This is a genomic window from Pseudomonas sp. SM4 (assembly GCF_051913165.1).
Taxonomy (GTDB): domain Bacteria; phylum Pseudomonadota; class Gammaproteobacteria; order Pseudomonadales; family Pseudomonadaceae; genus Aquipseudomonas.
Genome location: NZ_JBODOE010000018.1, coordinates 1 through 24,636, shown reverse-complemented (window position 1 = coordinate 24,636; position 24,636 = coordinate 1). Strand labels below are relative to the sequence as shown.

The 24,636-nt window shown below is 60.7% G+C and carries 21 protein-coding genes; 13 read left to right on the top strand and 8 right to left on the bottom strand.

Translation table 11 applies throughout. From position 1 onward, the window contains the following. Positions 1–16: 16 nt before the first annotated feature. Entirely contained in the window at positions 17–814 is a 798-nt protein-coding gene (locus ACQ4MY_RS26250; protein WP_007909650.1) for a hydroxymethylpyrimidine/phosphomethylpyrimidine kinase, read from the bottom strand. Between the two features lie 473 nt (positions 815–1,287). Between ACQ4MY_RS26250 and ACQ4MY_RS26245 the strand changes: the two genes are divergently transcribed. From ACQ4MY_RS26245 to ACQ4MY_RS26230, 4 genes are all read left to right on the top strand, one after another. Further along, positions 1,288–3,642 carry a 7TM diverse intracellular signaling domain-containing protein gene (locus ACQ4MY_RS26245; protein ID WP_440096947.1) on the top strand — a complete coding sequence of 785 codons (2,355 nt, stop codon included), beginning with the start codon at positions 1,288–1,290 and terminating at the stop codon, positions 3,640–3,642. A 97-nt stretch (positions 3,643–3,739) separates the two neighbouring features. Then, positions 3,740–5,410: an acyl-CoA dehydrogenase family protein gene (locus ACQ4MY_RS26240; RefSeq protein WP_440096946.1), complete on the top strand. Its 1,671-nt coding sequence runs from the start codon at positions 3,740–3,742 to the stop codon at positions 5,408–5,410. Positions 5,411–5,559: 149 nt separating this feature from the next. Then, positions 5,560–7,059, top strand: coding sequence for an AMP nucleosidase (gene amn / locus ACQ4MY_RS26235; RefSeq protein ID WP_162130776.1), 1,500 nt, complete (start codon positions 5,560–5,562; stop codon positions 7,057–7,059). A 73-nt stretch (positions 7,060–7,132) separates the two neighbouring features. Beyond that, positions 7,133–7,768: a pseudouridine synthase gene (locus ACQ4MY_RS26230; protein ID WP_008081087.1), complete on the top strand. Its 636-nt coding sequence runs from the start codon at positions 7,133–7,135 to the stop codon at positions 7,766–7,768. Here ACQ4MY_RS26230 and ACQ4MY_RS26225 read toward each other — a convergent pair. Together ACQ4MY_RS26225 and ACQ4MY_RS26220 are read right to left on the bottom strand one after the other, a co-directional pair. Beyond that, positions 7,763–7,972: a DUF2788 domain-containing protein gene (locus ACQ4MY_RS26225; protein ID WP_007909655.1), complete on the bottom strand. Its 210-nt coding sequence runs from the start codon at positions 7,970–7,972 to the stop codon at positions 7,763–7,765. The two genes, ACQ4MY_RS26230 and ACQ4MY_RS26225, sit on opposite strands and share 6 nt — an antisense overlap. Positions 7,973–8,235: 263 nt before the next feature. Beyond that, positions 8,236–8,715, bottom strand: coding sequence for an Lrp/AsnC family transcriptional regulator (locus ACQ4MY_RS26220; protein WP_008081091.1), 480 nt, complete (start codon positions 8,713–8,715; stop codon positions 8,236–8,238). Between the two features lie 451 nt (positions 8,716–9,166). On the opposite strand from ACQ4MY_RS26220, the gene ACQ4MY_RS26215 reads away from it, so the two are divergent. Further along, positions 9,167–10,240 carry a DUF6515 family protein gene (locus tag ACQ4MY_RS26215; RefSeq protein ID WP_440096945.1) on the top strand — a complete coding sequence of 358 codons (1,074 nt, stop codon included), beginning with the start codon at positions 9,167–9,169 and terminating at the stop codon, positions 10,238–10,240. Between the two features lie 27 nt (positions 10,241–10,267). Here the strand turns inward: ACQ4MY_RS26215 and ACQ4MY_RS26210 are convergent, their stop codons facing one another. Both ACQ4MY_RS26210 and ACQ4MY_RS26205 read right to left on the bottom strand, forming a co-directional pair. Beyond that, positions 10,268–11,176 carry a cation diffusion facilitator family transporter gene (locus ACQ4MY_RS26210; protein WP_440096944.1) on the bottom strand — a complete coding sequence of 303 codons (909 nt, stop codon included), beginning with the start codon at positions 11,174–11,176 and terminating at the stop codon, positions 10,268–10,270. Positions 11,177–11,188: 12 nt separating this feature from the next. Continuing rightward, a complete protein-coding gene (locus ACQ4MY_RS26205) occupies positions 11,189–11,608 on the bottom strand; it encodes a hypothetical protein (RefSeq protein WP_034153788.1) in 420 nt (139 codons plus the stop codon). Positions 11,609–11,717: 109 nt separating this feature from the next. On the opposite strand from ACQ4MY_RS26205, the gene hrpB reads away from it, so the two are divergent. After that, on the top strand, positions 11,718–14,237 hold the full coding sequence (gene hrpB / locus ACQ4MY_RS26200; protein ID WP_440096943.1) for an ATP-dependent helicase HrpB: 2,520 nt from the start codon (positions 11,718–11,720) through the stop codon (positions 14,235–14,237). Positions 14,238–14,349: 112 nt separating this feature from the next. Here hrpB and ACQ4MY_RS26195 read toward each other — a convergent pair whose 3' ends face one another. Then, positions 14,350–15,264 carry a LysR family transcriptional regulator gene (locus tag ACQ4MY_RS26195; RefSeq protein WP_008081103.1) on the bottom strand — a complete coding sequence of 305 codons (915 nt, stop codon included), beginning with the start codon at positions 15,262–15,264 and terminating at the stop codon, positions 14,350–14,352. Between the two features lie 221 nt (positions 15,265–15,485). On the opposite strand from ACQ4MY_RS26195, the gene ACQ4MY_RS26190 reads away from it, so the two are divergent. The 4 genes from ACQ4MY_RS26190 (at position 15,486) to ACQ4MY_RS26175 (ending at position 20,116) form a co-directional block, all read left to right on the top strand. Beyond that, complete coding sequence (locus ACQ4MY_RS26190) at positions 15,486–16,976, top strand: aldehyde dehydrogenase (protein WP_440096942.1); 1,491 nt, start codon at positions 15,486–15,488, stop codon at positions 16,974–16,976. A gap of 515 nt (positions 16,977–17,491) precedes the next feature. Further along, positions 17,492–18,478 carry an ABC transporter substrate-binding protein gene (locus tag ACQ4MY_RS26185; protein WP_440096941.1) on the top strand — a complete coding sequence of 329 codons (987 nt, stop codon included), beginning with the start codon at positions 17,492–17,494 and terminating at the stop codon, positions 18,476–18,478. A gap of 10 nt (positions 18,479–18,488) precedes the next feature. Continuing rightward, a complete protein-coding gene (locus ACQ4MY_RS26180) occupies positions 18,489–19,292 on the top strand; it encodes an ABC transporter permease (RefSeq protein ID WP_008081110.1) in 804 nt (267 codons plus the stop codon). Beyond that, entirely contained in the window at positions 19,280–20,116 is an 837-nt protein-coding gene (locus tag ACQ4MY_RS26175) for an ABC transporter ATP-binding protein (protein WP_401391814.1), read from the top strand. Before ACQ4MY_RS26180 ends, ACQ4MY_RS26175 begins: the two co-directional genes overlap by 13 nt. Positions 20,117–20,388: 272 nt before the next feature. Here the strand turns inward: ACQ4MY_RS26175 and ACQ4MY_RS26170 are convergent, their stop codons facing one another. Beyond that, positions 20,389–21,468 carry an endonuclease/exonuclease/phosphatase family protein gene (locus tag ACQ4MY_RS26170; protein WP_008087375.1) on the bottom strand — a complete coding sequence of 360 codons (1,080 nt, stop codon included), beginning with the start codon at positions 21,466–21,468 and terminating at the stop codon, positions 20,389–20,391. A gap of 75 nt (positions 21,469–21,543) precedes the next feature. Further along, the gene (locus tag ACQ4MY_RS26165; protein WP_440096940.1) at positions 21,544–22,218 is read right to left on the bottom strand and encodes a YciC family protein; all 675 of its coding nucleotides are present in this window, start codon (positions 22,216–22,218) and stop codon (positions 21,544–21,546) included. Positions 22,219–22,396: 178 nt separating this feature from the next. On the opposite strand from ACQ4MY_RS26165, the gene ACQ4MY_RS26160 reads away from it, so the two are divergent. The 3 genes from ACQ4MY_RS26160 to ACQ4MY_RS26150 all read left to right on the top strand — a co-directional run bounded on the left by ACQ4MY_RS26160 (position 22,397) and on the right by ACQ4MY_RS26150 (position 24,545). After that, positions 22,397–23,143, top strand: a complete 747-nt coding sequence (locus tag ACQ4MY_RS26160) for a DUF2076 domain-containing protein (RefSeq protein ID WP_440096939.1) — start codon at positions 22,397–22,399, stop codon at positions 23,141–23,143. Between the two features lie 292 nt (positions 23,144–23,435). After that, positions 23,436–23,915 carry a LabA-like NYN domain-containing protein gene (locus tag ACQ4MY_RS26155; RefSeq protein ID WP_007949802.1) on the top strand — a complete coding sequence of 160 codons (480 nt, stop codon included), beginning with the start codon at positions 23,436–23,438 and terminating at the stop codon, positions 23,913–23,915. Between the two features lie 24 nt (positions 23,916–23,939). Next, on the top strand, positions 23,940–24,545 hold the full coding sequence (locus tag ACQ4MY_RS26150; protein WP_440096938.1) for a 3'-5' exonuclease: 606 nt from the start codon (positions 23,940–23,942) through the stop codon (positions 24,543–24,545). The last annotated feature ends 91 nt before the right edge of the window (positions 24,546–24,636 follow it).

The following is a 24,636-nucleotide window of genomic DNA, read 5'->3' as shown; positions in this document are numbered from 1 at the left end:
GGCAGACCTCACGACGTTACGAGCAGAAATCCAGCGGCAGGCGACGCGGGACGAACTGGCCTTTGCCCAGTTGTTCGGCATCGCGCAGGGTGCGCCAGGTGTAATCCAAAGCACTGCGCACGGCGCTGGCCAGGTGTTCGCCCTGAGCCAATCGACCGGCCAAAGCACTGGCCAGTGTGCAACCGGAACCGTGATAGCTGCCCGGCAGGCGCTGGCAGATAAAGGTTTCACGCAGGCCGTCGCGGCTGTACACGCGGTTGTGGATTTCAGTTTCGTCGCCATGGCCGCCGGTGATCAGCAGGTTTTTGACGAACGGCAGGAGTTTTTCAGCGCACTCATCCGCGGTGCCTTCGGGCAGTTCGGCGAGGATGCGCGCTTCAGGAAGGTTAGGCGTGGCAATGATCGACAGCGGCAGCAGACGCTCGCGCATCGCATAGCCGACCTCGTCCTTGCCCAGGCGTCCGCCGCCACCGGCGCGCAGCACCGGGTCGCAGACCACCGGCAAGTGCGGGTGCGCCGAGAGCAGTTCGACAACGGTGTCGACCATTTCCAGTGAACCGAGCATGCCCAGTTTGACCGCAGCGACTTCGGAGTCGTTGAGCACGGCATTGGCTTGAGCCAGTACCCACTCACGGTCGAGGACGCGGAAGTCAGTGACGTTGACGGTGTCTTGCACGGTCAGGGCGGTGACGGCCGGAGCCGCATGGCAACCCTGCGCGAGCAGGGCTTCGATATCTGCCTGCAAGCCGGCGCCACCACTTGGGTCGTGGCCGGAGAGACAGAGGACAACGGGGCGGGAGCTGTAGATATTCATGGTGCGCGAGCTTACCACCAAAGCTGATTTTCGGGTTCAGTCCTGACGGTGTTTGCGAGCAGATTGTCGGACAACGCTGCAGCAACGGATGAACCCATAACTGTGGCGAGGGGATTTATCCCCGATGGGCTGCGAAGCGGCCCCAAACCCTGCAACCCGATTTCTGCTGGCACACCGCGCCGGCTGATTTACGACTGCTGCGCAGCCGGTCGGGGATAAATCCCCTCACCACAAAGGTATTTACATCATCAGGTGTTGTAGTGAGCTGACCAACCCAACAGCTCTAGCCCGCTGCTTTGCTCTGGAACGCCCGTGCTAGAGCCTTTGTAGGAAAAATTTCAATGGTGCTCAATGGCCATCAACGGCTATGCTAGTCTGGATCCAAACCAATAACAGGTAATACCGGTTTTACGTCTACTCAAAGGGAATGGGGGGCTTCCTGACACAACCGGACGAGCCACGCTGGGGCTTCAATGCGCTATTTGCTGATGTTGCTGTTCTGCTTGCCCCTCATGGCGAGCGCCGTCGAATTCGACGAATTTACCCAGAGCCTCCCTCTGGGCCGGTCGCTGCAAGTGTTCGAAGACCCAAGCGGTCAGGCGAGCATTGCCGATGTCCGCGCGCAGGCCGCTGCCGGTAATTTCAAAGCCCACGATAAAGCCACGCTCAATGCCGGTTACTCGCGCTCGGCGTTCTGGCTGAAGATCGACCTGCATTACCGCCCGAGCAATCCCGAGGCCCAGCGCACCTGGCTGCTGGAGCTGGCGTATCCACCGCTCGACCACCTCGACTTGTACCTGCCCGACGCCACTGGCAACTATCGCCTGGCCCGCCAGACCGGCGACGCCTTGCCGTTCGCCAGTCGCGAGATTCGCCAGAACAATTACCTGTTCGATCTGGCCTTCGAGCCCGATCAGCAACAAACCGTTTACCTGCGACTGGCCAGCGAAGGCTCGATCCAGGCACCGGTCACCTTGTGGTCGAGCACTGCGTATCTCGAAGATCAGCCGGTGCGCCTGTATGTGCTGGGCATCATTTACGGCGTGTTGCTGGGGATGCTGGTCTACAACCTGTTCATCTACCTCAGCGTGCGCGACACCAGCTATCTCTATTACATCTTCTACATCGCCTCGTTCGGCCTGTATCAGCTGTCGGTGAACGGCGCGGCGGCCGAGTATTTCTGGCCGGACAATCCGTGGTGGACCAACGCCTCCACGCCATTCTTTATCGGTTGCGCTGGCCTGTTCGGCAGCCAGTTCGCGCGCAGCTTCCTGCAGACCAAAACCCACAGTCGCGGGCTGGACCGATTGCTGATCGGACTGATTGCGTTTGGTGCGCTGGTCATCGGCCTGTCGCTGATGACCAGTTACGCCCTGGCCTTGCGTCTGGCGACGACGCTGGCGCTGACCTTCACCGTGGTGATTTTCGCCGCCGGGATCATGGCCTGGTGGCGGGGGCTGCGCGTGGCGCGCTACTTCATCATCGCTTGGTCGGCCTTCCTGCTGGGCGGCATCATCAATACGCTGATGGTGCTGGGCCTGCTGCCCAACGTGTTCCTGACCATGTACGCCAGCCAGATCGGTTCGGCCATCGAAGTGGCGCTGCTGTCGCTGGCGCTGGCCGACCGCATCAACGCGATGCGCGAGCAGCAGGCGCAGACGCTGTACGACGCCGGGCAGAAACTCGAAGTGCTCAACCAGCAACTGGCCCACAGCAACAAGCTCAAGGATGAATTCCTCGCGACCCTGACCCACGAACTGCGCACACCGATGAACGGGGTGATCGGTTCGCTGGAACTGATGCAGACGGTCGCGATGGACCCGGAGCTTGAGCAATACCAGCAGACTGCCGCCGGTTCCGCCCGCGACATGATGCGCATGGTCAACGGCATCCTCACCCTCACGGAGTTGCAGGCCGGCAAACTCAAAGCCGCGCCGGGCAGTTTCAGCCTGCGTGGCGTGGTCGAATCATTGCGTGTGCAATTCGACGGCAATGCCTCGAGCAAGTCGCTGGACTTCAAAGTCGACGTGCTGCCGACCTTGCCGGATCGCCTGCACGGCGACAGCGCAAAACTCGCGCAATGCCTGGAATGCCTGCTGGATAACGCGATCAAGTTCACCCGTGTTGGCGGGCTAGCGTTGCGCGTCACCGGCAAACCGTCGACCGGTAATCGTCTGGCGCTGTCGTTTGCGGTGATCGACACCGGCATCGGATTCACCGATCTGGGCGAGGCGACGATGTACCAGCGCTTCTTCCAGCTCGACGGTTCGATGACTCGCGAATACGGCGGCCTCGGTGTGGGGCTGGCGATCTGCCGACAACTGGTGGAGTTGCTCGGCGGCAAGCTCACCCACCGTTCCGAGCCCGGCAGCGGAAGCCGCTTCCAGCTGGATGTCGAGTTTGAATTGCCGGTGGTTGAGCTAGCGCCAACGCTGGTGTCTGGCCGTGATTGCGTTCGCGCGCCGCAGGACTGCACGGTGCTGCTGGTGGACGATAACAGTGTCAACCAACTGGTCATGCGCGGCATGTTGCTCAAGCTCGGTTTCCGCGTGCGCACCGCCGACAATGGCGCGGCGGCGCTCGATTGCCTGCAGCGTGAGACCGTCGATGCGGTGCTGATCGATTGCCAGATGCCGAGCCATGAAGGTGCATCACTGTGCTGCCAGATCCATGCGCTGCCGGGGTGTGCCAACTTGCCGGTGTTCATGTTGGCGTTGAACGCGGATCGAGAGCTTTGCGCAACCGGTACGGTGATCGATTACCTGAACAAACCGGTGAAATTCGAAGAGCTGCAGGCCGCCCTTGAACGGCGTGTGTTGTGCTGCTGATAGGGTAAAAGCGCCGCCAATTCGGCGCTTATGACACTTTGATCAACCTTGGGGCGGTGCTTAACTGACCTTTCCGGTTGATTCAAGGAGCCCCGTCATGAACCTGCATCAGTTCGCCGAAACCCACGAAGTGACCAACCAGCCGCCGTCGCTGGACGGCACCAACCTGTACCGCATCGACCTGCCGTTGCAGGAGTGGTCGCGCAGGTTTGGCGCCGGTTGGGCCGAGTCGCGGATCGATGCCTACGGCGCATTGGCCGGTGGGCCGTTGATGGAAGCCGGGTTCCTCGCCAATCAGAACAAACCCGTATTTGTCAGCCACGATCGTTACGGCCATCGCATCGATCTGGTGGAGTTTCATCCGGCTTATCACGAGCTCATGCGCACGGCGATCGAGCATGGTTTGACCTCGCTGCCATGGACCCATCCTCAGGACGGCGCGCATGTTGCCCGCGCCTCGATGAGCTATCTGCACAGCCAGGCTGAGGCGGGCAGCGGTTGCCCATTGACCATGACCTTCGCCAGCGTGCCGGCCTTGCGTTTGCAGTCGAATCTGGCTGAGCAATGGCTGCCGAAAGTCCTCGCCACCGAATACGATCCGCGCAACGTCGGCATGGCGCACAAGGCCGGCGTGACCATCGGCATGGCCATGACCGAGAAACAGGGCGGCACCGACGTGCGCGCCAACACCACCAAGGCGTATCCGGTCGGCGCCAGTGGCCCGGGCGAGGCGTATGAATTGGTCGGGCACAAATGGTTTTGCTCAGCGCCGATGTGCGACGCGTTCCTGACCTTGGCGCAGACCGACAAGGGTTTGAGCTGCTTCCTGCTGCCGCGCCATCGTCCGGACGACACGCGCAATCAGTTCTATATCCAGCGCCTGAAAAACAAACTCGGCAACCAGTCCAACGCCTCCAGCGAAGTCGAATTTCGTGGCGCGCTGGCGTGGATGGTCGGCGAAGAAGGGCGCGGTGTGCCGACCATTATCGAGATGGTCGCGATGACCCGTTTTGATTGCATGGTCGGTTCCAGTTCGCTGATGCGCCAGGCGCTGACCCAGGCCAGTCATCACTGCGCGCACCGCAAGGTCGGCGGCAAACTGCTCAGCGAGCAGCCACTGATGCAAAACGTGCTGGCCGATCTGGCCCTGGAAAGTGAAGCTGCACTGGCCCTGAGCTTGCGCATGGGCAAGGCGCTGGATCATCTGGACGATCGCCACGAAGCGCAATTTGCCCGGCTGGTGACAGCGGTGGGCAAGTATTGGATCTGTAAACGCGCGCCGGGGATGATCAACGAAGCGGCGGAATGCATGGGCGGCGCCGGGTATGTCGAAGAGAGCATCCTGCCGCGTCTGTACCGCGAAGCGCCGGTGAACTCGACGTGGGAAGGTTCGGGGAATGTGCAGTGTCTGGATGTGCTGCGCGCGTTGTCGAAAGAACCGGGCGTGCTGGATGTGTTGTTCAGCGAACTCGGAGATGGCCACGGCGACAAGCGGCTGGCTGCGCATATTCAGCAGTTGCAGGCGCAGTTCAAGGACACCAGCGACATTCAATACCGGGCGCGGCAACTGACCGAAGACATCGCGCTTGGTTTGCAGGCCAAGCTCCTGTTGGAGGCCGGAAACTCAGCCGTCAGCGATGCCTTCATCGCCAGTCGCCTGAGCGCTGGCGGCCGCGTCTACGGCGCCTTGCCACGCGGCCTCGACATCGAAGCCCTTGTCGCCCGCTCAACCCCCCACATCCTCTGCCCCCCCACAAATCCCCTGTAGGAGCTGCCGAAGGCTGCGATCTTTTGATCCTATAAACAGCAAGATCAAAAGATCGCAGCCTTCGGCAGCTCCTACAAGGATTGGGGTGGCCCATATATTGTGCGGTTGCCAACATGCCACTGTTCCCGTGACGCCACGATGCAGGCAAGATGAAGCTCTGCAAGTCAGAACACAGGAAGCTGATCGTGACCGAAGCGTTTATTGTTGTTCAAACCGCCGAACAAGCCGTGGATCGTCTGGCCGAGCTGCATGAGCGGGCCACCACTGCGCTGAACTCGGCGCTCAAGCGTTACCTGAAAGATCGCGTCGAACCCGACGCCGCGCAGCGTGCTCTGTTTCGTTATCCCGAACTGCGTCTGACCTATCACTGCCAGGGCGAAGTCCCGCAGACCACCCGCGCTTACGCCAAGGTGCAACTGCCGGGCACTTACAGCGTCACCGTCACCCACCCGGCGGCGTTCCGCAAATACCTGCTTGAACAGCTGGTGCCGTTGATGCACGACTTCACCGTGACTGTGGAAGTCGGCGTCAGCCAGCAAAACATTCCATATCCGTACGTGGTCGAGCAGGGCGATGAACTCGCCGGTTCCGGCGTTACCGCTGCCGTGCTGGCGCGGGTGTTTCCGAGCACCGACCTGTCCGCCGCCACCGATGGCATCGCCGACGGCCTGTACGATTGGGAAAACACCGATCCGCTGCCGCTGGCCTTGTTCGATGCGGCGCGCGTGGATTTCTCACTGCGTCGTCTGGTGCACTACACCGGCAGCGACTGGCGCCATGTGCAGCCATGGATTCTGCTGACCAACTATCACCGCTACGTCGACCAGTTCATCGTCCATGGTCTGGAGCAGTTGCGCAGCGACCCGCGTTTCGTGCGCATGGTCTTGCCCGGCAACGTGATCATCGAAAAGAGCATGGATCACGGCGAAGCCTCGGCAATCGCTGCCGGTGTGGTCTGGCACCGTTACCAGATGCCTGCGTATCACCTGATCGCCAACGATGGCCATGGTGTCACGCTGGTGAACATCGGCGTCGGCCCGTCCAACGCCAAGAACATCACCGATCACCTCGCCGTACTGCGTCCGCATTGCTGGCTGATGATCGGTCACTGCGGCGGCCTGCGTCAGTCGCAGACCATTGGCGACTACGTGCTGGCCCACGCGTATATGCGTCGCGACGGCATTCTTGACCGCGTTGTGCCGCCGAACATTCCGATCCCGGCGCTGGCCGAAGTGCAAATGGCGCTGCAACAGGCAGCGGCCAACGTCACCGGCGAGAAGGGCGACGATCTGAAAAAACGCCTGCGCACTGGCACCGTGCTGACCTACGACGACCGTAACTGGGAATTGCGTTGGGCGCAGGAACGACCGTTGATCAACCTGTCTCGCGCCGTCGCGGTGGACATGGAAAGCGGCACGATTGCCGCGCAGGGTTACCGCTTGCGCGTACCGTACGGCACGTTGCTCTGCGTTTCCGACAAACCGCTGCACAGTGAAATCAAACTGCCGGGTTCGGCCAACGCGTTTTACGAGCGCGCGGTCAGCCAGCACTTGAAGATCGGCATCGAAGCGGTCGATCTGCTGCGCACTGAACTCAACTCGCTGCACTCGCGCAAACTGCGCAGCTTCGACGAACCGCCGTTCCGTTAACGGTTAGTCGTGGTCATTTGGCGGTCGGGGCACTAGCATTGTCAGCCCTGATCGCTAAATGTTTGCTCTCCCTATGTCTCGTCCCCCGCGTCCACCTTCCCGCCGCCCTGGCGCGAAGCCTCAGTCGTCTTCGCCGCGCCGTGTTGCCAAGGCGCCACCGGCCGAGCCGAAACTGATCCTGTTCAACAAACCGTTCGATGTGCTGACGCAATTCAGCGACGGCGAAGGGCGGGCGACGCTCAAGGATTTCATCGATGTGCCCGGCATCTACCCGGCCGGACGCCTTGATCGTGACAGCGAAGGCTTGTTGCTGCTGACCAATGACGGCCAGTTGCAGGCGCGCATCGCCGATCCGAAACACAAATTGGCGAAGACCTATTGGGTGCAGGTCGAAGGCGTACCGACGGCCGAGCAGTTGCAGCGTCTGCGTGATGGCGTCGAGTTGAATGACGGCATGACCTTGCCCGCCGAAGCGCGGCAACTGGATGAACCTGAGCTGTGGCCGCGCAACCCGCCGGTGCGCTTTCGCGCGACCATACCGACGTCGTGGCTGGAACTGGTGATTCGCGAAGGGCGCAACCGTCAGGTACGGCGCATGACCGCAGCGGTCGGGTTGCCGACGTTGCGCCTGGTGCGGGTGAAGATTGGCGACTGGTCGATCGAAGGGCTCGATCAGGGCCAGTGGAAAGAAGTGCCGGCGCGCTTATAGAGCGCCGGATTCGATCAGGCCGATCACCACACTTTTAATGATGAACGCGGCCACGCCCAGGCCCAGCACGAAAAACAGAATGAACGAGCCAAAGCGCCCGGCCTTGGACTTCTTCGCCAGATCCCAGACGATGAAACCCATGAAAATGATCAGGATGCTGACTAGTCCGGTCATCATCCACTCTTCTAATAAGGCTGGATCCATTGGGCATCTCCGGCGCGCACGCGGCTAAAAGGGCGCGGCGAGTATACGCCAAGGGCGGATGGCGGGGCATTGACCTGTGTCGGTGTGCCGCGGTCATTCATCTGTAACCAATCCTGCCAGTGCTGTGCACTGGAACGGGGATAAATCCCCTCGCCACAAAAGCGCTCTGTAGGAGCTACCGAAGGCTGCGATCTTTTGTTCTGGATTTGAAAGATCAAAAGATCGCAGCCTCGTTTCACTCGTCAGCTCCTACAGGGAGGTGTTCAGTTGCGCAGGTGGGTGAGGGGCAGTTCGGTGCTGTTTAGGACTTGGTTCAGCACAAAACTTGAGCGCACGCTGGTCACGCCTTCGATGCGGGTGAGGTGCCCCAGCAACAGCTTCTGATAGTGATCCATGTCCGGCACCACCACTTTCAACTGGTAATCGGCATCCACACCCGTGACCAGGCTGCACTCCAACACCTGCGGCAACGTGCGAATCGCCGCTTCGAAATTCTCGAAGCGCTCCGGCGTGTGCCGATCCATGCCGATCAGCACATACGCTGTCAGGCTCAGCCCGAGCATCTTGCGATCAAGCAATGCGACCTGGCGCGAAATATAGCCGTCGTCTTCCAGTTGCTTGACCCGGCGCGAACAAGGCGAGGGCGACAGACCGATGCGCTCGGCCAATTCCTGGTTGGAGATGCGGGCGTCGCGCTGCAATTCCGCCAAAATACTCAGGTCGTAACGGTCGAGTTTGCTCATCAATCTGTCCTTGGTTGTAACTATTGCGGCGGATTATCTATCCAGGGTTAAAAATTGCGCAAGTGGTGTTTATTTCAGCAATCTTCGCAATCCTCTGTCGCGGCCTCAGGCCTATTCTTATCACCAGAATCACTGCTCGGTAACACAGTCCACGCGGCCCGCCCTATCCGGCCTGCCGCGGCCGCCACCCCCACCGGGGTTGTGCCGGCCCCCGAGCTGCACACTGTCCAGAAGACGGCGTGAGGTGAGCCGACGTCAAAAGCGTCGAGCCAGGACGAAGTTCTCTAAAGGGAGGCCGACGGGTCTCCCTTTTTTCTTGCCTGTGATTTCATGTGGCGGCGCTCAATAAATAAGTTGCGCGACTGATAACCTGTTGCAGAACCCGGTGTGTGTATTCCCGGTCTTAGCTACAAGTCCTCTTACATTTACAGGCCCCGCAGTGAAAAAAAGCATGAAGTCGCGCATCTGGCGTCTGGCCGGTGTTGGTTTGCTGTGTGTGAGCGTCAGTGCGCAAGCACTTGCCGATGATCCCGAGAGCCGCAGCCCGAATGGCAACGGTAACGGCGGACGCGGGCCGGAACATCAGGGCAACAATCAGGGGCATGGCGGCAATAATCAGCAGCCGCGTCCGCAGAACAATCAACCGCCGCAGCAGAATCAACCGCGCCCGCAGAACAACGAAATCATTCGTGGCGACAACAGCCGCCAGTTCGAGCACAACGGCCAGCAGCACAATAACAATGGTCAATGGCAAAACCACGACCAGAACCGCCCGGCCTACAACCCCAACCCGGTGCGTCAACCGCCACCGCCGCCGCAATTGCCGGCCAACAGCCTGCCGATCCAGCCACGGCCCGACGCGGTGCGCCAGACCCAGGAACCGCGCCAGGGTTACTACCGCGACGAGCGTCCGCAAAACGGCTACAACAATCAGCATTGGCAGACCAACAACCGGCCCAATGACAATCGCTGGCCGGGTCGTCCCGACGGGCATGGCAACGGTTGGGGCCCTGGCCCGCAATACCGGCCGGGGCATGTGATCGACCGCTTCCCGGATCGCGATTACCGCGTGCCGTATCGTGGCCAGGATTACTTCTTCTCCGGCGGCTACTGGTATCGCCCGCAAGGCCCACGCTACATCGTCGTGCAACCGCCGCGCGGGATTCGCATCCAGTATTTGCCGGATTACGCCCGTGAAGTGTGGATCGGTGGTTCGCTGTTGTTCCTTGCCGCCGGTTCCTACTACGCGTATCAGGAAGCGACGCAGGATTACGTAGTCGTCGAGCCGCCCGTGCAGCAACAGCCGCAGCCGCAATCCCAGGGCTATGACGTCGAGGCCTATCCGGCCAACGGCCAATCGCCAGAGCAGGTGCAGCAGGATGGTTATCAGTGCTATCAGTACGCCGTGCAGCAAAGCGGTTTCGACCCGCGCACCGCGACTTATCAACCGGCGCCCGAAGTGGTTCAGGCCTATCGACAGGCTCAGGGCAATTGCCTGAGCAGTCGTGGTTATCAGGTCCAGTAAAAGCAGCTGCGAGCTGCAAGTGTCGAGCTACAAGCTTGAAACTTGCGGCTCGCGACTTGTAGCTGCTTTTATCGGGTCGGCGTGCACCAGCACTTCGGCGCGCGGGTAGGCTTTGTGAATGGCATCGGCGGCTTGATCGCTGATGCCGTGCGCCACTGACAGGGTCAACTCTCCCGGCAGTTCCAGGTGCAACTGCACGAACCAGTGGTTGCCGGAGATTCGTGTGCGCAAGTCATGCGCGCCCAGCACCCCCGGCACACTGCAGGCCAATTCGAGCATGTGCTGGCTGACGTCCGTCGGCAGTTCTTCATCCATCAACACCGAAAAACTTTCCCGGGCGATCTGGATCGCACTCCACAAAATGTATGCAGCAATGCCCAGACCGAACCACGCATCCAGTTGTTCAAACCCGAAGCCGGCGAGGATCAGCGCGATCAGAATGCTGCCGTTGAGCAACATGTCCGAGCGATAGTGCAGCGAGTCCGCGCGCACGGCGTTGGAGCCAGTCTGCTTGATCACCCGATGCTGCAACACCAGCAACGCCGCCGTCAGCAGCAGCGAAAACACGATCACACCGATGCTCAGCCATGGCGCGCCAAGCGGCTGCGGATCATGCAACCGTTCGTACGCCTGAAACGCGATCAACACTGCACTGCCACCGATGAACAACGCCTGCGCCATGCCCGCCAGCGATTCCGCCTTGCCGTGACCGTAACGGTGATCGTCATCCGCCGGACGCAGTGCGTAATGCACCGCCAGCAAATTAAGCATCGAGGTGATGCCATCCAGCGCCGAGTCGGTGAGCCCGGCGAGCATGCTCACCGAACCACTCAGCCACCAGGCGATGGATTTGGCGACGATCAGCGTGCAGGCGACCGCCACCGAGGCGCGGGTCGCCAGCCTGAGCAGGCGAGCGTGTTCGGGGCTGGAGGTCATTGCGTTTCCTTTTTAAGCGGCCGGTTGCAGGCCGAACATCGCCAGTTGCTGCGTGCTGCCCTTGTGTTGAATCAGGCGCGGATCATCCAGAGGGAAGTCACGTCCCAACTCGCTTTCGAGAATAGCCTGCAACTTGTGGTTATCGACCTGACCGTCCGGGCCGATGGCTTGCTTGAGTTTGGCCGGGTCGATCTGCGCGGTGTGGCCTGGTTCGAAATAGATCGCACCGGTGGCGAAGTCGACGGCAAACGCGATCAGCCCGGGAATGATGTAGAACAGCAGGCCCACGGCATCGAGCACGGCAATCGCCGGGTCGACTTTGCCGTCAATCTGACCGCGACGATCCGGATAGAAAATCGAACCGCACGCCGTGATTTGCGTGAGCAGGGTGGCGACCAGTACACCGCCGATCAGGCGAAAAGGTAAGCGCATGGGAAATCTCCTGATTGATCTAAGAACGAAGAGTCGTCGAGTGAAGTTAAGACCCTGACGAACGCCTTGCAGTTCGCCGTTATACTCGCGCCTCTGTTTGGGAGCCAGCATGAATTCTTTGCCGATCGATGAAGTTTTACCCGCCCTGCGTGAAGCCTTGGCGACTCGCCATGAAGCCGTGCTCGAAGCACCGCCCGGCGCCGGTAAAACCACCCGCGTGCCGTTGGCCTTGCTCAATGAAGCGTGGCTGGCCGGGCAGACCATTCTGATGCTCGAACCGCGCCGCCTCGCCGCGCGTGCCGCCGCAGAACGGCTGGCCAGCGAGTTGGGCGAGAAGGTCGGGGAAACCGTCGGTTATCGCATTCGCCTCGACAGCAAGGTTGGCCCCAACACACGCATCGAAGTGGTCACCGAAGGCATTCTCACCCGGCGTTTGCAGGATGATCCGGCGCTCGAAGGCGTCGGCCTGCTGATCTTCGACGAATTCCACGAACGCAGTCTTGATGCCGATCTGGCGCTGGCATTAAGTTTGAACGGTCGTGAGCTGTTTCGAGCTGAACAGCCGCTGAAGATTCTGCTGATGTCGGCCACCCTCGAAGGTGAGCGTCTGGCAGGATTGCTCGATGACGCGCCGATCCTGCGCAGCGAAGGCCGCATGTACCCGGTGACGATGCGCTGGGGCCGACCGTTTCAACCTGGCGAATACATTGATCAGCGCGTTACGCAAACCGTGCTCGAAGCGCTGCACGATGAAACCGGCAGCGTCTTGGTATTTCTACCGGGACAGGCGGAAATCCGTCGCGTGCATCAACAATTGGTCGACGCGATGGGTGAGCGCAGCGATGTGTTGCTCTGCCCGTTGCACGGCGAACTCGACCTCAATGCGCAACGCGCGGCGATTGATCCGGCGCCGCCCGGTCAGCGCAAAGTGGTGCTGGCGACCAACATTGCCGAAACCAGTCTGACCATCAACGGCGTGCGCGTGGTGATCGATGCCGGGCTGGCGCGGGTGCCGCGTTTCGACCCGGGCAGCGGCATGACTCGGCTCGACACCCAACGAATTTCCAAGGCCAGCGCCACGCAACGTGCGGGCCGTGCGGGGCGCCTGGAGCCGGGCGTTTGTTATCGCTTGTGGTCGCAGGATCAGCACGAGCAATTGGCGGCGTATGGCAGTGCGGAAATTCTTTCGGCGGATCTCGCCAGCCTCGCGCTGCAGCTGGGGCGCTGGGGCGTGACGCCGGGGGAACTGGTTTGGCTCGACGTTCCGCCAGCGGCGGCTTATGCACAGGCGCAGGATTTGCTGCAACGACTCGGCGCGCTGGAAGGCGAGGCGCTGACGACCCACGGTCAGGCCATGGCTGAGTTGCCGGCGCATCCGCGCATTGGCCATTTGTTATTGCGCGGTCAGGCATTGGGTTTGGCCAACATGGCGTGTGACGTTGCCGCGTTGCTCGGCGAGCGCGATATCTTGCGCGGCGCCGGCGCGGATCTGCACAGTCGTCTGGTGCTGCTATCCGGCGAAGAGCGTGCCGCCCGAGGTGCGCAGGGCGGCGTACAACGGGCTAAGCAACTCGCCCGGCAATATCGCGGTTACCTGCGCGGCAAGGCCAGTGAACCGGTCAGCGATCCTGATCATCCGCGTTGGCTCGGCGCGTTGCTGGCGTTGGCCTACCCGGATCGCGTCGCGCAACAGCGGCGTGCCGGTGGCGCTGAATACCGTCTGGCCAACGGTCGTGCGGCGCTGTTCGCCGACGCCGACAGTCTGATGAAAGAACCGTGGATCGTCATCGCCGACCTCGGCAGCCGTCAGGGCCAGCGCGAAGAGAGGATTTATCTGGCGGCGGATTTCGATCCGGCGCTGTTCGATTCAGTGCTCGCCGAACAAGTGCGTAACGTCGATCAACTCGACTGGGACGAGCGCGAAGGCGTGCTGCGCGCCGAGCGTCAACGCAAGGTCGGCGAGCTGATTCTCAGCCGCGAACCGTTGACCGGTCTCGATGAAAATGCGCGCAGTCAGGCGCTGGTCAATCTGGTGCGGCGCAAAGGTCTGGAACTGCTGCCGTGGACGCCGGAGTTGCGTCAGTGGCAGGCGCGGGTGGCGCTGTTGCGGCAGCTTGATCTGAATTCGCAGGATGAAAGTCAGTGGCCGGACGTCAGCGACGCGACGTTACTCAACACCCTCGAAGATTGGCTGATGCCTTATCTGGGCAAGGTCTCGCGGCTCAGCCATTTTGCCAATCTCGACCTGTCGAGCATTGTGCGTAACTTGCTGCCGTGGCCTTTGCCGCAAAAGCTTGATGAGCTGGCGCCAAATCATCTGAGTGTGCCGTCCGGGTCATCTATTCGTCTGGACTACAGCGAGTTTCCGCCGATTCTTGCGGTCCGTTTGCAGGAGCTGTTCGGGCTGGCCGATACGCCACGGATTGCCGGCGGGCGCCAGGTGGTCAAGTTGCATCTGCTATCGCCAGCGCGGCGACCGGTGCAGGTGACGCAGGATCTGGCCAACTTCTGGCGCAGCACTTATGCCGAGGTGAAGAAGGATTTGAAGGGACGCTATCCGAAGCATTATTGGCCGGATGATCCGTTGGTGGCGGAGGCGACTGCGCGGGCCAAACCGCGTGGTACGTGAAGGTCAAAAGATCGCAGCCTGCGGCAGCTCCTACAGGATTGGAGTCGGGCACAAAATAATGCTGCGACATCGATCTACTGTAGGAGCTGCCGAAGGCTGCGATCTTTTGCTGTCAAGGGTGCGTCTTGGCCGTCAGTTGTTCGCGGCAATAATCAGCGAACAACTGCGCCGGTTTGGTCAACTGCCCTCGCTTGAGCCATGCCGCCACCAAGCCTGAACCGGTGACGTCCTCGACGATGTCCACGCACACGACTTTCTTGCCGTCGTAGGTGCATTCCGAATGCGGTTTGGTCACCAGAATCGAAAACCCGAAACCCTGGCCGACCATCCCGCGCACCATCTCGATCGATGGCGAGCTGAACTCGATGCGTGGGGTCAGCCCCAGCTCTTCGAACAGGCTGACGAAGTAGGTTCGGCTCGGTTGCACGTCGAGCAGGATCATCGGTTCCAGACACAGATCGCGCAGCGAAACCTGCTTGTACTGAGCAAAGCGATGATCCGCCGGCAATAGCGCATAGGGTCGTTGCGCGGGCATCAGCGGTTCGGTCTGAATGGTCGCGTCGAGTTCATGTTCATAGAGAATGACCAGATCAAACGTGCCTGACGTCAGGCCTTGCACCAGTTCCTGCTGCTCGCCGTCGCGGATGCGGATTTTCACTCCCGGATACAGCGCCGAAAACCCGGCGATCAACTGCGGCAGGTATAACGGCGCAACCGTTTCGAAACAGCCAATATCGATTTGCCCAGCGACCACGTCGTTGTCGGCGAGGGCGTTCTGCTCGAACTCCTTGGCCATGCGTAGCAATTCTTGAGACTTGCGAAAGAACCGCGCACCGCTGGGCGTCAGCGACACGCCTTGGGCGTGATGACGGATCAGCAGTTGCACGCCGAAGCTGTCTTCCAGACCTTTGATCGCGGTGGAAATCGCTGGTTGCGCGATGTACAGCTTGCGCGAGGCTTCGGCAACGCTGCCACATTCGACGGTGGTGATGAAGTATTTCAACTGACGCAAATTGTAGGCGGCCACGGCAAACCTCAGGACGAGCGGACTCGACTTCAAAGCAATTTGTGCGCCGCCACGTCCGTTGCACGACGATGTTTTTATCCTTCAACCATAGCCACCTGCGCAGCGATTGGGGGAAGTCATTGCCCAGTGTTTTTATTGCCTGCGAAGATATTTTTACTATTTTTAGCCCGCGCGGGCGTGAGCGACCATCGAGGCACAATAATGTCTCAGGAGCATCCGTCGTGTTCGAGCTTGCAGAGTGGCAGCGCCGTGCCGTTGCATTGAAATTTCCCGATCAAGCCGTGATCGACGGCAAACATTGCGCCGCGCAATCGGGGCAGACCTTTGCTGCGATCAATCCGGCGACTGGGCAATGCCTGGCGAATGTCGCTGCATGTGGCGAGGAAGATGTCGATGTGGCAGTGCGTAATGCGCGGCAAGTGTTTGAGGCGGGCACTTGGTCGCAGCGTCCGCCTGCCGAGCGCAAGCAAGTGTTGCTGCGCTTGGCGGATTTGCTGATGACGCATCGCGAAGAACTGGCCTTGCTCGATTCGCTGAACATGGGCAAACCGGTGATGGATGCCTACAACATCGACGTGCCGGGCGCCGCCGGGGTGTTCCGTTGGTACGCCGAAGCCATCGACAAACTCTACGATCAAGTCGCGCCCAGTGCGCCGAATGTGTTGGCGACCATTACTCGTGAAGCGCTCGGTGTGGTAGCGGCTGTAGTGCCGTGGAATTTCCCCTTGGACATGGCCGCATGGAAGCTCGCACCAGCGCTGGCGGCGGGTAATTCGGTGATTCTAAAACCGGCCGAGCAGTCGCCGTTTTCGGCGTTGCGCCTGGCTGAACTGGCGCTGGAAGCCGGGTTGCCGGCGGGTGTGCTCAACGTGTTACCGGGGCTCGGCGAGCAGGCTGGCAAGGCGTTGGGTTTGCACTCTGATGTCGATTGTCTGGTGTTCACCGGCTCGACGCAGGTCGGCAAATATTTTATGGAGTATTCCGCGCAGTCGAACCTCAAGCAGGTGTGGCTGGAGTGCGGCGGCAAGAGTGCCAATCTGGTGTTCGCCGATTGCCAGGATCTCGATCTGGCGGCGGAAAAAGCCGCGTTCGGGATCTTCTTCAATCAGGGTGAAGTCTGTTCGGCCAATTCGCGCTTGCTGGTGGAGCGTTCGATTCATGATGAGTTTGTTGAACGGTTGAAAGCGCACGCCGAGCGTTGGTTGCCGGGCGATCCGCTGGATCCGCAGAGCAGTGCGGGTGCGATCGTCGACGGTAAGCAGACGGCCGGCATCATGCGCTTCATTCGCAGCGCCGAGCAGTCGGGCGCTACGCGGGTGTGTGGTGGTCAGCAGCGATGCTTTAACGGGTCGGATAATTTTATTGAACCGACGATTTTTACCGACGTAACAGCCGACATGCCGTTGTTTTGGGAAGAGGTGTTCGGGCCGGTGCTGGCGGTGATGCCGTTCGACAGTGAGGAAGAGGCGATCAGGTTGGCCAATGACAGTGTGTACGGTCTGGCGGCGTCGCTGTGGACCGATGACCTGAACCGCGCCCATCGCGTGGCGCGTCGGTTGCGCGCGGGCACGGTGTCGGTCAACACGGTGGATGCGCTGGATGTGACGGTGCCGTTTGGCGGCGGCAAGCAGTCCGGTTTTGGCCGTGATCTGTCGCTGCATTCGTTCGATAAATACACCCAACTGAAAACCACCTGGTTCCAGTTGCGCTGAGACCGAGTCGCCGCCATCGCTGGCAAGCCAGCTCCCACAGGTTTTCGCGGTGTGCATGAAATCCAGCCACACCCGAGATCCCTGTAGGAGTGAGCCTGCTCGCGATAGCGGTGGGTCTGTCAACAAATTATCGACTGACCTGACGCTATCGCGAGCAGGCTCACTCCTACAGGTTCAATGTTGCCCAAAAATCCGAAGTACACCGGGTATCACTGTGGGAGCTGGCTTGCCAGCGATGACATTCTTCCACTCGTCGAAAACCCCCAATCTGCACTCACCTCGCGCACCCCTGCAATCCCCGCCCTATAGCAGTGCGCACTACCCAGTTTTTTCATCATTTGCAGCCAACAATTTCCTGATTTTCCTCGCCGCGCACATGGCCCACCATCGATCTTGCCCGCCAGCCGAATGTTGTCCGCCCAAGCGTCCGCGAGAGACCAACGGCAGCAACTGCACAACGGCCGGCGACCGTACTGCCCATGACAAAACTAAATCAACAGCGTCGGGAGTGCTCCATGATCAAGTCCTTGTGTCTCCGTCTCACTCACCCTCTGGCAATTACCGCTCTGGCCGCCACGGTCGCGACCAGCGCCCAGGCCGGCACCCTGTCCATCGGCCACACCACGTGGGTCGGTTACGGCACGCTTTATCTGGCTCAGGATCTGGGCTACTTCAAGGAAAACGGTTTGACCGTCGAATTGCCGGTGGTCGAAGAGGCGTCGATGTACATGGCCGCGCAGGCGTCCGGGCAATTGTCCGGCTCGGCGTCGACCATCGATGAAGTGCTCAAGTACCGTCCGCAGTTCTGCTTCAAAGCGGTCGCGGCGCTGGATGACAGCCATGGCGGCGACGGCGTGCTGGTCGGCAAGGACGTGAAGAGCCTGCAAGAACTCAAGGGCAAATCCGTGGCAGTCAACGAGGGTTCGACCTCACAGTTCTGGCTCTCGTACCTGCTGAAAAAGAACGGCATGAGCATGAGCGACATCACCGTGCAGAACATGACCGCTGACGATGCCGCCACCGCGTTCATCGCCGGTCGCGTGCCCGCTGCCGTGACCTGGGAACCGCACCTGTCGATGGTCCGCGACAAACAGCAAGGCAAAGTGCTGATCGACAGCAGCAGCACCCCCGGCGTGATCGTCGATGTGGTCGCGCTCAATTGCAGCGTCATCGACAAGCAACCGGAAGACGTCAAAGCGCTGGTCGCCGGTTTGTACAAAGCCGTGCAGTACACCAAGGATCATCCGGAAGACGCTTACAAAATCATGGCCAAAGGCGTCGGCGGCTACCTCTCCGATCCGAAGGAACTGGCCGCCGCTGCGCAGGGCGTGCGTTTTTACGATCAGGCGATGAGCGAGAAACTGCTGGGCTCACCGGGCAAACCGGGCGACAGCGCGCCGCTGATCAAACTGGCCAACGAAACCGCCAGCGAATTGCAGGGCAAACCGTACAACGTCAGCAACGACGAGCTGGTCGACAACCGTTTCGTCAGCCCGCTTTAGGAGGCCTGCAATGTTCAAGCGCAATTCGTGGCTGAGCCGCAGCCTCACGCCGAAAACCGCGTTGCCGGTGCAAGTGGTGTGGAGCGCCAGCGCTCTGGCCTGGGTGTTGTTGGTCGGTCTGTGGGCCGGACTTTCTTATGGCGGCATCGTGCCCGGAATGTTTTTGCCGACGCCGGGCGCGGTGGTTGAAGCCGCCGTGCGCCTGAGCCGCGACGGCACGCTCGGCACACATGTGTGGGCCAGTGTCGAAGTAGTGATGGTCGGCTTCATTGTGTCATCGCTGGTGGCGGTGCCGTTGGGGTTGCTGATGGGCAGCTTCCGCATCGTTCAGGCATTCCTTGAACCGCTGGTGAACTTCATTCGTTACCTGCCGGTGACCTCGTTCGTGCCGCTGTTTATTTTGTGGATCGGCATCGGTCTGGAGCAGCGCGTTTCGGTGATTATCTTCGGCGTGTTCTTCCAGCAACTGGTGATGATCGCCGACGTATCGAAAGGCATTTCCAAGGATTTGATCAACGCGTCCTACACCTTGGGCTCCAGCCGCCGCGATGCGGTGTTGCATGTGATCGCGCCGGCCTCGGTGCCGGGCGTGCTCGACACTTTGCGCGTGACCATGGGCTGGGCCTGGACGTATCTGGTGGTGGCGGAACTGGTCGCCGCGTCCAGCGGTTTGGGTTACCTGAGCCTGAAAGCCATGCGCGGTTTTCAGGTGGATGTGATTTTCCTCGCCATCGCGATCATCGGCCTGCTCGGTCTGGTCACCGATCAACTGTTCCGCTTTCTTCGCCTGAGGGTTGCCGCATGGGCTCAGTGACTGCTGCCAATCATCGTTTTATCGAACCCGTTGCCGCGCCTGCGCAAGCGGCGCCGCGCTTGCAGGTGGACAAGGTCAGCCTGCGTTACAAGAAGCCCGACGGCGGCACGTTTACCGCGCTAGAAGAGGTCTCGTTCGAGGTGCCGGATCAGCAGTTTGCGGTGCTGGTCGGGCCTTCGGGTTGCGGTAAATCCAGCCTGCTTTATTTGACCGCAGGCTTGGCCGAGCCGACCTCCGGCGAAATCTATGTCGGTGGCCAGCAAGTGCAGGGGCCGGGCGCGGATCGCGGCATGGTCTTTCAGAGCTACACACTGTTCCCGTGGCTGACGGTGCGCCAGAACGTCGAGTTCGGGTTGAAACGGCGCGGCATGCCGGCGGCGCGGCGCAAGGAGATTGTCGATTACTACGTCAACGAAGTCGGCCTCGCCGGGTTCGCCGACAACTACGCCAAACAGTTGTCGGGCGGGATGATGCAGCGCGTGGCGATTGCCCGGGCGCTGGCCAATGATCCGCAGATTCTGTTGATGGACGAACCGTTCGGCGCGCTGGACAGCCAGACGCGTTTGCAGATGCAGCAACTGTTGCTGCGGGTGTGGGGCAACAGCAAGAAGACCGTGTTGTTTGTCACCCATGACATCGACGAAGCTATCTTGCTCGGCGACCGGGTCTATGTGATGGGCGCGAAACCGGGGCGGATCAAACAGATTCTCGACGTGCCGATCGAACGCCCGCGCTCGCTGGACATGGTCATGGAGCGCTCGTTCATTGACATGAAACGGCAGATCTTCGGCCTGCTGCACGACGACCTCGAAGAAGTGCATTGATCCGCTGTAGGAGCTGCCGCAGGCTGCGATCTTTTGCTGTTGTTCTTGAAGATCAAAAGATCGCAGCCTGCGGCAGCTCCTACCTTGATTAATCTGCTGCCGGGTAACCCTGCAGGAGCCGAGCTTGCTCGCGAAACCGGTGTGTCTGCCGGCCTGTGTGCTGGCTGATCCAACGCCAAATGTAGGAGCTGCCGCAGGCTGCGATCTTTTGCTGTTGTTCTTGAAGATCAAAAGATCGCAGCCTGCGGCAGCTCCTACAGGGGGGGTGTTGTTTATGGGGCAGCGGGGAGGAGGAAGCGGGCGATGACCGGCAGGTGGTCGGAAATGCGCAAGGTATCGTCCTGGCGCACCGTCGCTTCGATCCGTTTGATTTTCGGGCTGTAGAACAGGTAGTCCACCGTGCGATCCGGGCCATTCAGGCCGGGGTCGTTGGGGTAGTGCGTCAGCCACTGCGCACGATCAATGCCGCCGGCCTCGTTGTTGGTCGGGATCATCGGGTACTTGTCCCACAGCAGATGCAGTTCGCTGTCGGTGGAGTAGGGCGTACGCCGTTCGACCGGCAAGCGGCGGTATTGCCCGAGCGGCAACAGGTTGAAGTCACCGCCGATCAGCCATGGCAGGCCCTGGCTTTCATATTTGTCGAGGACCTTGGCCACGGCGCTCACTTGCGTCTGCAAGGTGCTGTCCGGCTGGCTGGCGCGTTCCAGGTGCGTATTGAATACGGTTAATTGTCCGCCATCGCTGAGCGGCAGCTTGGTCGCGAGCAAGGCATCTTTGGGCTGAAACTGACGGCTGATGAAGTTCGCCGAAGCCACCGGCAATTGCAGGCGTTCGGCGTGTTCGATGCGGTAGCGGCTGAGGGTCGCCAGTTGCCGGCCGACACTGCCGAAAATATGCCGATCAGGAACGAAGTCAGCCTTCCAGTCAAAAGCGCTGACGCTGCACGGATACAGGTCGGCAACCCTTTCCTGCAGCAGTTTGAGCTGATCCTGATAATCGCTGGCCTTGGCGCCGTCATCCAGCTCCTGCAGCAGCACCACATCGGGCTGCTCATCACGGATCACCCGCGTCACTTCATCAAGGCTGAAGGCCATGTCTTCCGGTGTCGGCGATTCGTCGTCGCCCTGGGCCAGGTCATTCCAGAACACGTAGCGCTTGCCGGCGAGAAACTGCACGTTCCAGGTCATGACTTTCAGCGCTTGCCCCGGCACCAGCGTCGGCGGTTTCCCGGTACAACTGACCGGCAGGGTTTCGCGGGCATCGGGGCGCCAGGTCAGGCTGAAGATCAGCCCGCCGATCAGGGCGATGGCGAGCACAACAAGCAACAGGGTGTAGCGCAGTAGACGGGTCATGGCTCGGCTTATAGCGTTACAGAAAGTGGCCCCGAGCATACCTGAGGGCGGTCGCCATGCCCAAGCGCTGCGCTGTCAGACCGCTCCGCCACGTTTGTCAGGCAATTCGCTGATGAGCATGAACAGGCGAAACAACACCACGCTGGTGAACAGTTGCAGGAAGCTGTGGGCGCTTTCGATCAGCACGGCAATCGCCGGGTTCTGCGGCTCGGGATAGACCGCCAGCGTCGCGCCCTTGAGCAGCCACAGTGGCGTCATCACACACAGAATGCACAACAGAATCCGCCAGAAATGCCCGCGAGTCAGGCGCAGGCTTTCTTTCATTGCCTGCAACGGGGCGAGGCCGCGCAGCACCAGCAGGTACTCACCGAACGCGAGCATGACCATCAGTATCAGGCCCGGCAGGAAGTACAGCGACAGGCCGAGCAGGATCAGCAACGTGTTGAGTGCGGTCAGCAGGGCGAAACGCGGCCACAGGCGGGCCGACATCGCCAGCAGATCAAGGGTGCGCGGCGACTCGCCTCGGGTGCGGGCGTCGAGAAACAGGATCAGTGCAGCGGTGTAGAGCGGATAGACCAACAGGCCGACGACCACACTGACCGAGGAAAAACTGTCCGGGTCGGTGTTGTGATCGACCACTTGCTGCAACAACGCTTCGAAAATCACCAGCGGCAGACACAACTGCACGATGCTGCCCAAATGGCGTTTGAAAAAATACAAAGAGTCGCGCAGTACTTCGAGGGCATTCATCAGTCGGTATCGCAGGTCGAAAACAGTGGCTCACTTTAACCGATGATGCGCGCGGCGGCACAAACGTAAACATTCGGTAAAGGTCATTGAAACGTTTTGTCACTGTCTCCATTACAGGAGAGCACCTCACTCAAAGTGGGCGAGGGCAACGTTATCCCCGGCAATCTACGAGGTCGCCATGAACAGCGAAGAGCAAACCCTGATCGATGGACTGTTTTCCCGGCTGCAACAGGCCGAAACGGAGGCAGCCCCGCGCGACGCCCAGGCCGAGACGCGGATCAAGGAACACCTGACCCGCCAGCCGGCGGCAGGTTATTTCATGACCCAGGCGATTCTGGTGCAAGAGGCTGCGCTGAAGAGCCTCGATGAGCAGAACAAACAACTGACCCAACAAGTCCAGCGTTTGCAGGCTGAATTGCAGTCGGCCAAAGCGCAGAGTGCCGCGCCTGCCCCGAGCGGTGGTGGCGGTTTTCTCTCGAGTATTTTCGGTGGCAGCCCGCGTCCGGCGCCGACCCAAAGTGCTGCCCCGTCGTCCACGGGCGGCTGGCGTGAACCGGCACCGCAGCAGAGTTTCGGTGCGCCTGCGCCACAACAGAATTTTGGCGCAGCGCCGCCCAACTATGCGCAACAAGCGGCTCCGGCAGCGGGCGGCAGCTTCCTCGGCGGCGCCTTGAAAACCGCCGCCGGCGTGGCGGGTGGCGTGATGCTGGCGCAAGGCATCAGCAGCCTGTTCCATCACAACCAGCAGCCGGAAGAAATCGTTGAAGTGATCAAGGAAGAACCGGCGCAGGTGGCCGACCAGAGCAACAACGGCTGGGGCGATGATCAGCGCATGGCCGGCAACGATCAGGGCGGGTTCACCGACACCGATTACAGCAGCGACGACAGCTCATCGTTCTTCGATGACGACGACTCCTTCGTCTGACACCTACATTTCTCAGATTTGACACCAAACCTGTGGTGAGGGGATTTAGCGAAACGTCGCACCGCCCCGTTGGGCAGCGGAGCGGCCCCAGTTTTTGGGACTGCTGCGCAGCCCATCGGGGCGGTGCGACGTTTCGCTTAATCCCCTCACCACATTCACCACTCGTCAGTAGCACCTCGGCGCCTGCCGGTGATTATTCGCTGAACCTTCCTCATGGCTGGCATACTGAGCGCCTTTTTCGGGCCCCGCGCCCGATCCCGCTTCGTGCGCTTGCGCGCCCACAGGAACTCCGGTGAAAAAAATCGCAGTGTTCGCCGACGTGCAGAACCTCTACTACACCGTACGTCAGGCCTATGGTTGCCATTTCAACTATGCCGCGCTGTGGGCGGACATCAGCAAGGACGGGCAGATCGTCGAGGCCTACGCCTACGCGATCGACCGGGGCGACAGCAAACAGCAGCAATTCCAGCAAATCCTGCGCAACCTCGGCTTCACCGTGAAGCTCAAGCCTTACATCCAGCGCAGCGACGGATCGGCCAAAGGCGACTGGGACGTCGGCATCACCCTCGACATTATGGACGCCGCCGACCACGTCGACGAAATCGTCCTGGCCTCGGGTGACGGCGATTTCGACATGCTGCTCGAACGCATCATCAGCAAACACGGCGTGCAAGCGGTCGCCTATGGCGTGCCGGGACTGACTGCCAACTCGCTGATTCGCGCCGCCAGCCGTTACGTGCCGATCGAAGGCGCGCTGTTGCTCAAGAATTGATTTTTGTACGGAGTTGAACCCGGTTTGGAACGCATTGCAGTCATCGACTTTGAAACCACCGGCCTCTCGCCGAACAGCAGCTGTCGCGCCACGGAAATCGCCGTGGTCATGCTGGAAAACGGCCGCATCGTCGAGCGTTACCAGAGCCTGATGAACGCCGGCGTGCGCGTTCCCGCATTCATCGAACAACTGACCGGCATCAGCAACGCCATGCTGCGCACCGCGCCGCCGGCGGAACAGGTGATGAACGAGGTCAACGAGTTCGTCGGCTGCACGCCGCTGGTGGCGCATAACGCATCGTTCGACCAGAAGTTCTGGGACTTTGAGTTGGGGCTGATCAAACGCACGCGGTTGCAGAATTTTGCCTGCTCGTTACTGCTGGCCCGACGCTTGATGCCGGCGGCGCCGAATCACAAGCTGGGCACCCTCACCACATTCGCGCGCCTGCCGCACACCGGCCAGGCTCACCGGGCCATGGCTGACGCCGAGATGGCGGCCAACCTGATGGCGCATCTGGCCGAAGAGTTGCGCCACAAGCACGGCGTGCGCGAGCTGTCGCACGACCTGCTGTGCAAACTGCAGAAAGTCCCCGCCGCGAAAGTCAGCGAACACCTGCAACGCTACCGCTGACGCCACCCGATCCCCTGTAGGAGCTGCCGAAGGCTGCGATCTTTTGATCTAGAGGTGAAAGATCAAAAGATCGCAGCCTCGTTTCACTCGT

Excerpts from the sequence above, each read along its gene's own strand:
- ACQ4MY_RS26250 (WP_007909650.1), bottom strand. The coding sequence starts at position 814 with ATGAATATCTACAGCTCCCGCCCCGTTGTCCTCTGTCTCTCCGGCCAC.
- amn (WP_162130776.1), top strand. The coding sequence starts at position 5,560 with ATGAAGCTCTGCAAGTCAGAACACAGGAAGCTGATCGTGACCGAAGCG.
- ACQ4MY_RS26230 (WP_008081087.1), top strand. The coding sequence starts at position 7,133 with ATGTCTCGTCCCCCGCGTCCACCTTCCCGCCGCCCTGGCGCGAAGCCT.
- ACQ4MY_RS26205 (WP_034153788.1), bottom strand. The coding sequence starts at position 11,608 with ATGCGCTTACCTTTTCGCCTGATCGGCGGTGTACTGGTCGCCACCCTG.
- ACQ4MY_RS26185 (WP_440096941.1), top strand. The coding sequence starts at position 17,492 with ATGATCAAGTCCTTGTGTCTCCGTCTCACTCACCCTCTGGCAATTACC.
- ACQ4MY_RS26225 (WP_007909655.1), bottom strand. The coding sequence starts at position 7,972 with ATGGATCCAGCCTTATTAGAAGAGTGGATGATGACCGGACTAGTCAGC.
- ACQ4MY_RS26240 (WP_440096946.1), top strand. The coding sequence starts at position 3,740 with ATGAACCTGCATCAGTTCGCCGAAACCCACGAAGTGACCAACCAGCCG.
- ACQ4MY_RS26210 (WP_440096944.1), bottom strand. The coding sequence starts at position 11,176 with ATGACCTCCAGCCCCGAACACGCTCGCCTGCTCAGGCTGGCGACCCGC.
- ACQ4MY_RS26165 (WP_440096940.1), bottom strand. The coding sequence starts at position 22,218 with ATGAATGCCCTCGAAGTACTGCGCGACTCTTTGTATTTTTTCAAACGC.
- ACQ4MY_RS26160 (WP_440096939.1), top strand. The coding sequence starts at position 22,397 with ATGAACAGCGAAGAGCAAACCCTGATCGATGGACTGTTTTCCCGGCTG.
- ACQ4MY_RS26170 (WP_008087375.1), bottom strand. The coding sequence starts at position 21,468 with ATGACCCGTCTACTGCGCTACACCCTGTTGCTTGTTGTGCTCGCCATC.
- ACQ4MY_RS26180 (WP_008081110.1), top strand. The coding sequence starts at position 18,489 with ATGTTCAAGCGCAATTCGTGGCTGAGCCGCAGCCTCACGCCGAAAACC.
- ACQ4MY_RS26175 (WP_401391814.1), top strand. The coding sequence starts at position 19,280 with ATGGGCTCAGTGACTGCTGCCAATCATCGTTTTATCGAACCCGTTGCC.
- ACQ4MY_RS26215 (WP_440096945.1), top strand. The coding sequence starts at position 9,167 with ATGAAGTCGCGCATCTGGCGTCTGGCCGGTGTTGGTTTGCTGTGTGTG.
- hrpB (WP_440096943.1), top strand. The coding sequence starts at position 11,718 with ATGAATTCTTTGCCGATCGATGAAGTTTTACCCGCCCTGCGTGAAGCC.
- ACQ4MY_RS26220 (WP_008081091.1), bottom strand. The coding sequence starts at position 8,715 with ATGAGCAAACTCGACCGTTACGACCTGAGTATTTTGGCGGAATTGCAG.
- ACQ4MY_RS26245 (WP_440096947.1), top strand. The coding sequence starts at position 1,288 with ATGCGCTATTTGCTGATGTTGCTGTTCTGCTTGCCCCTCATGGCGAGC.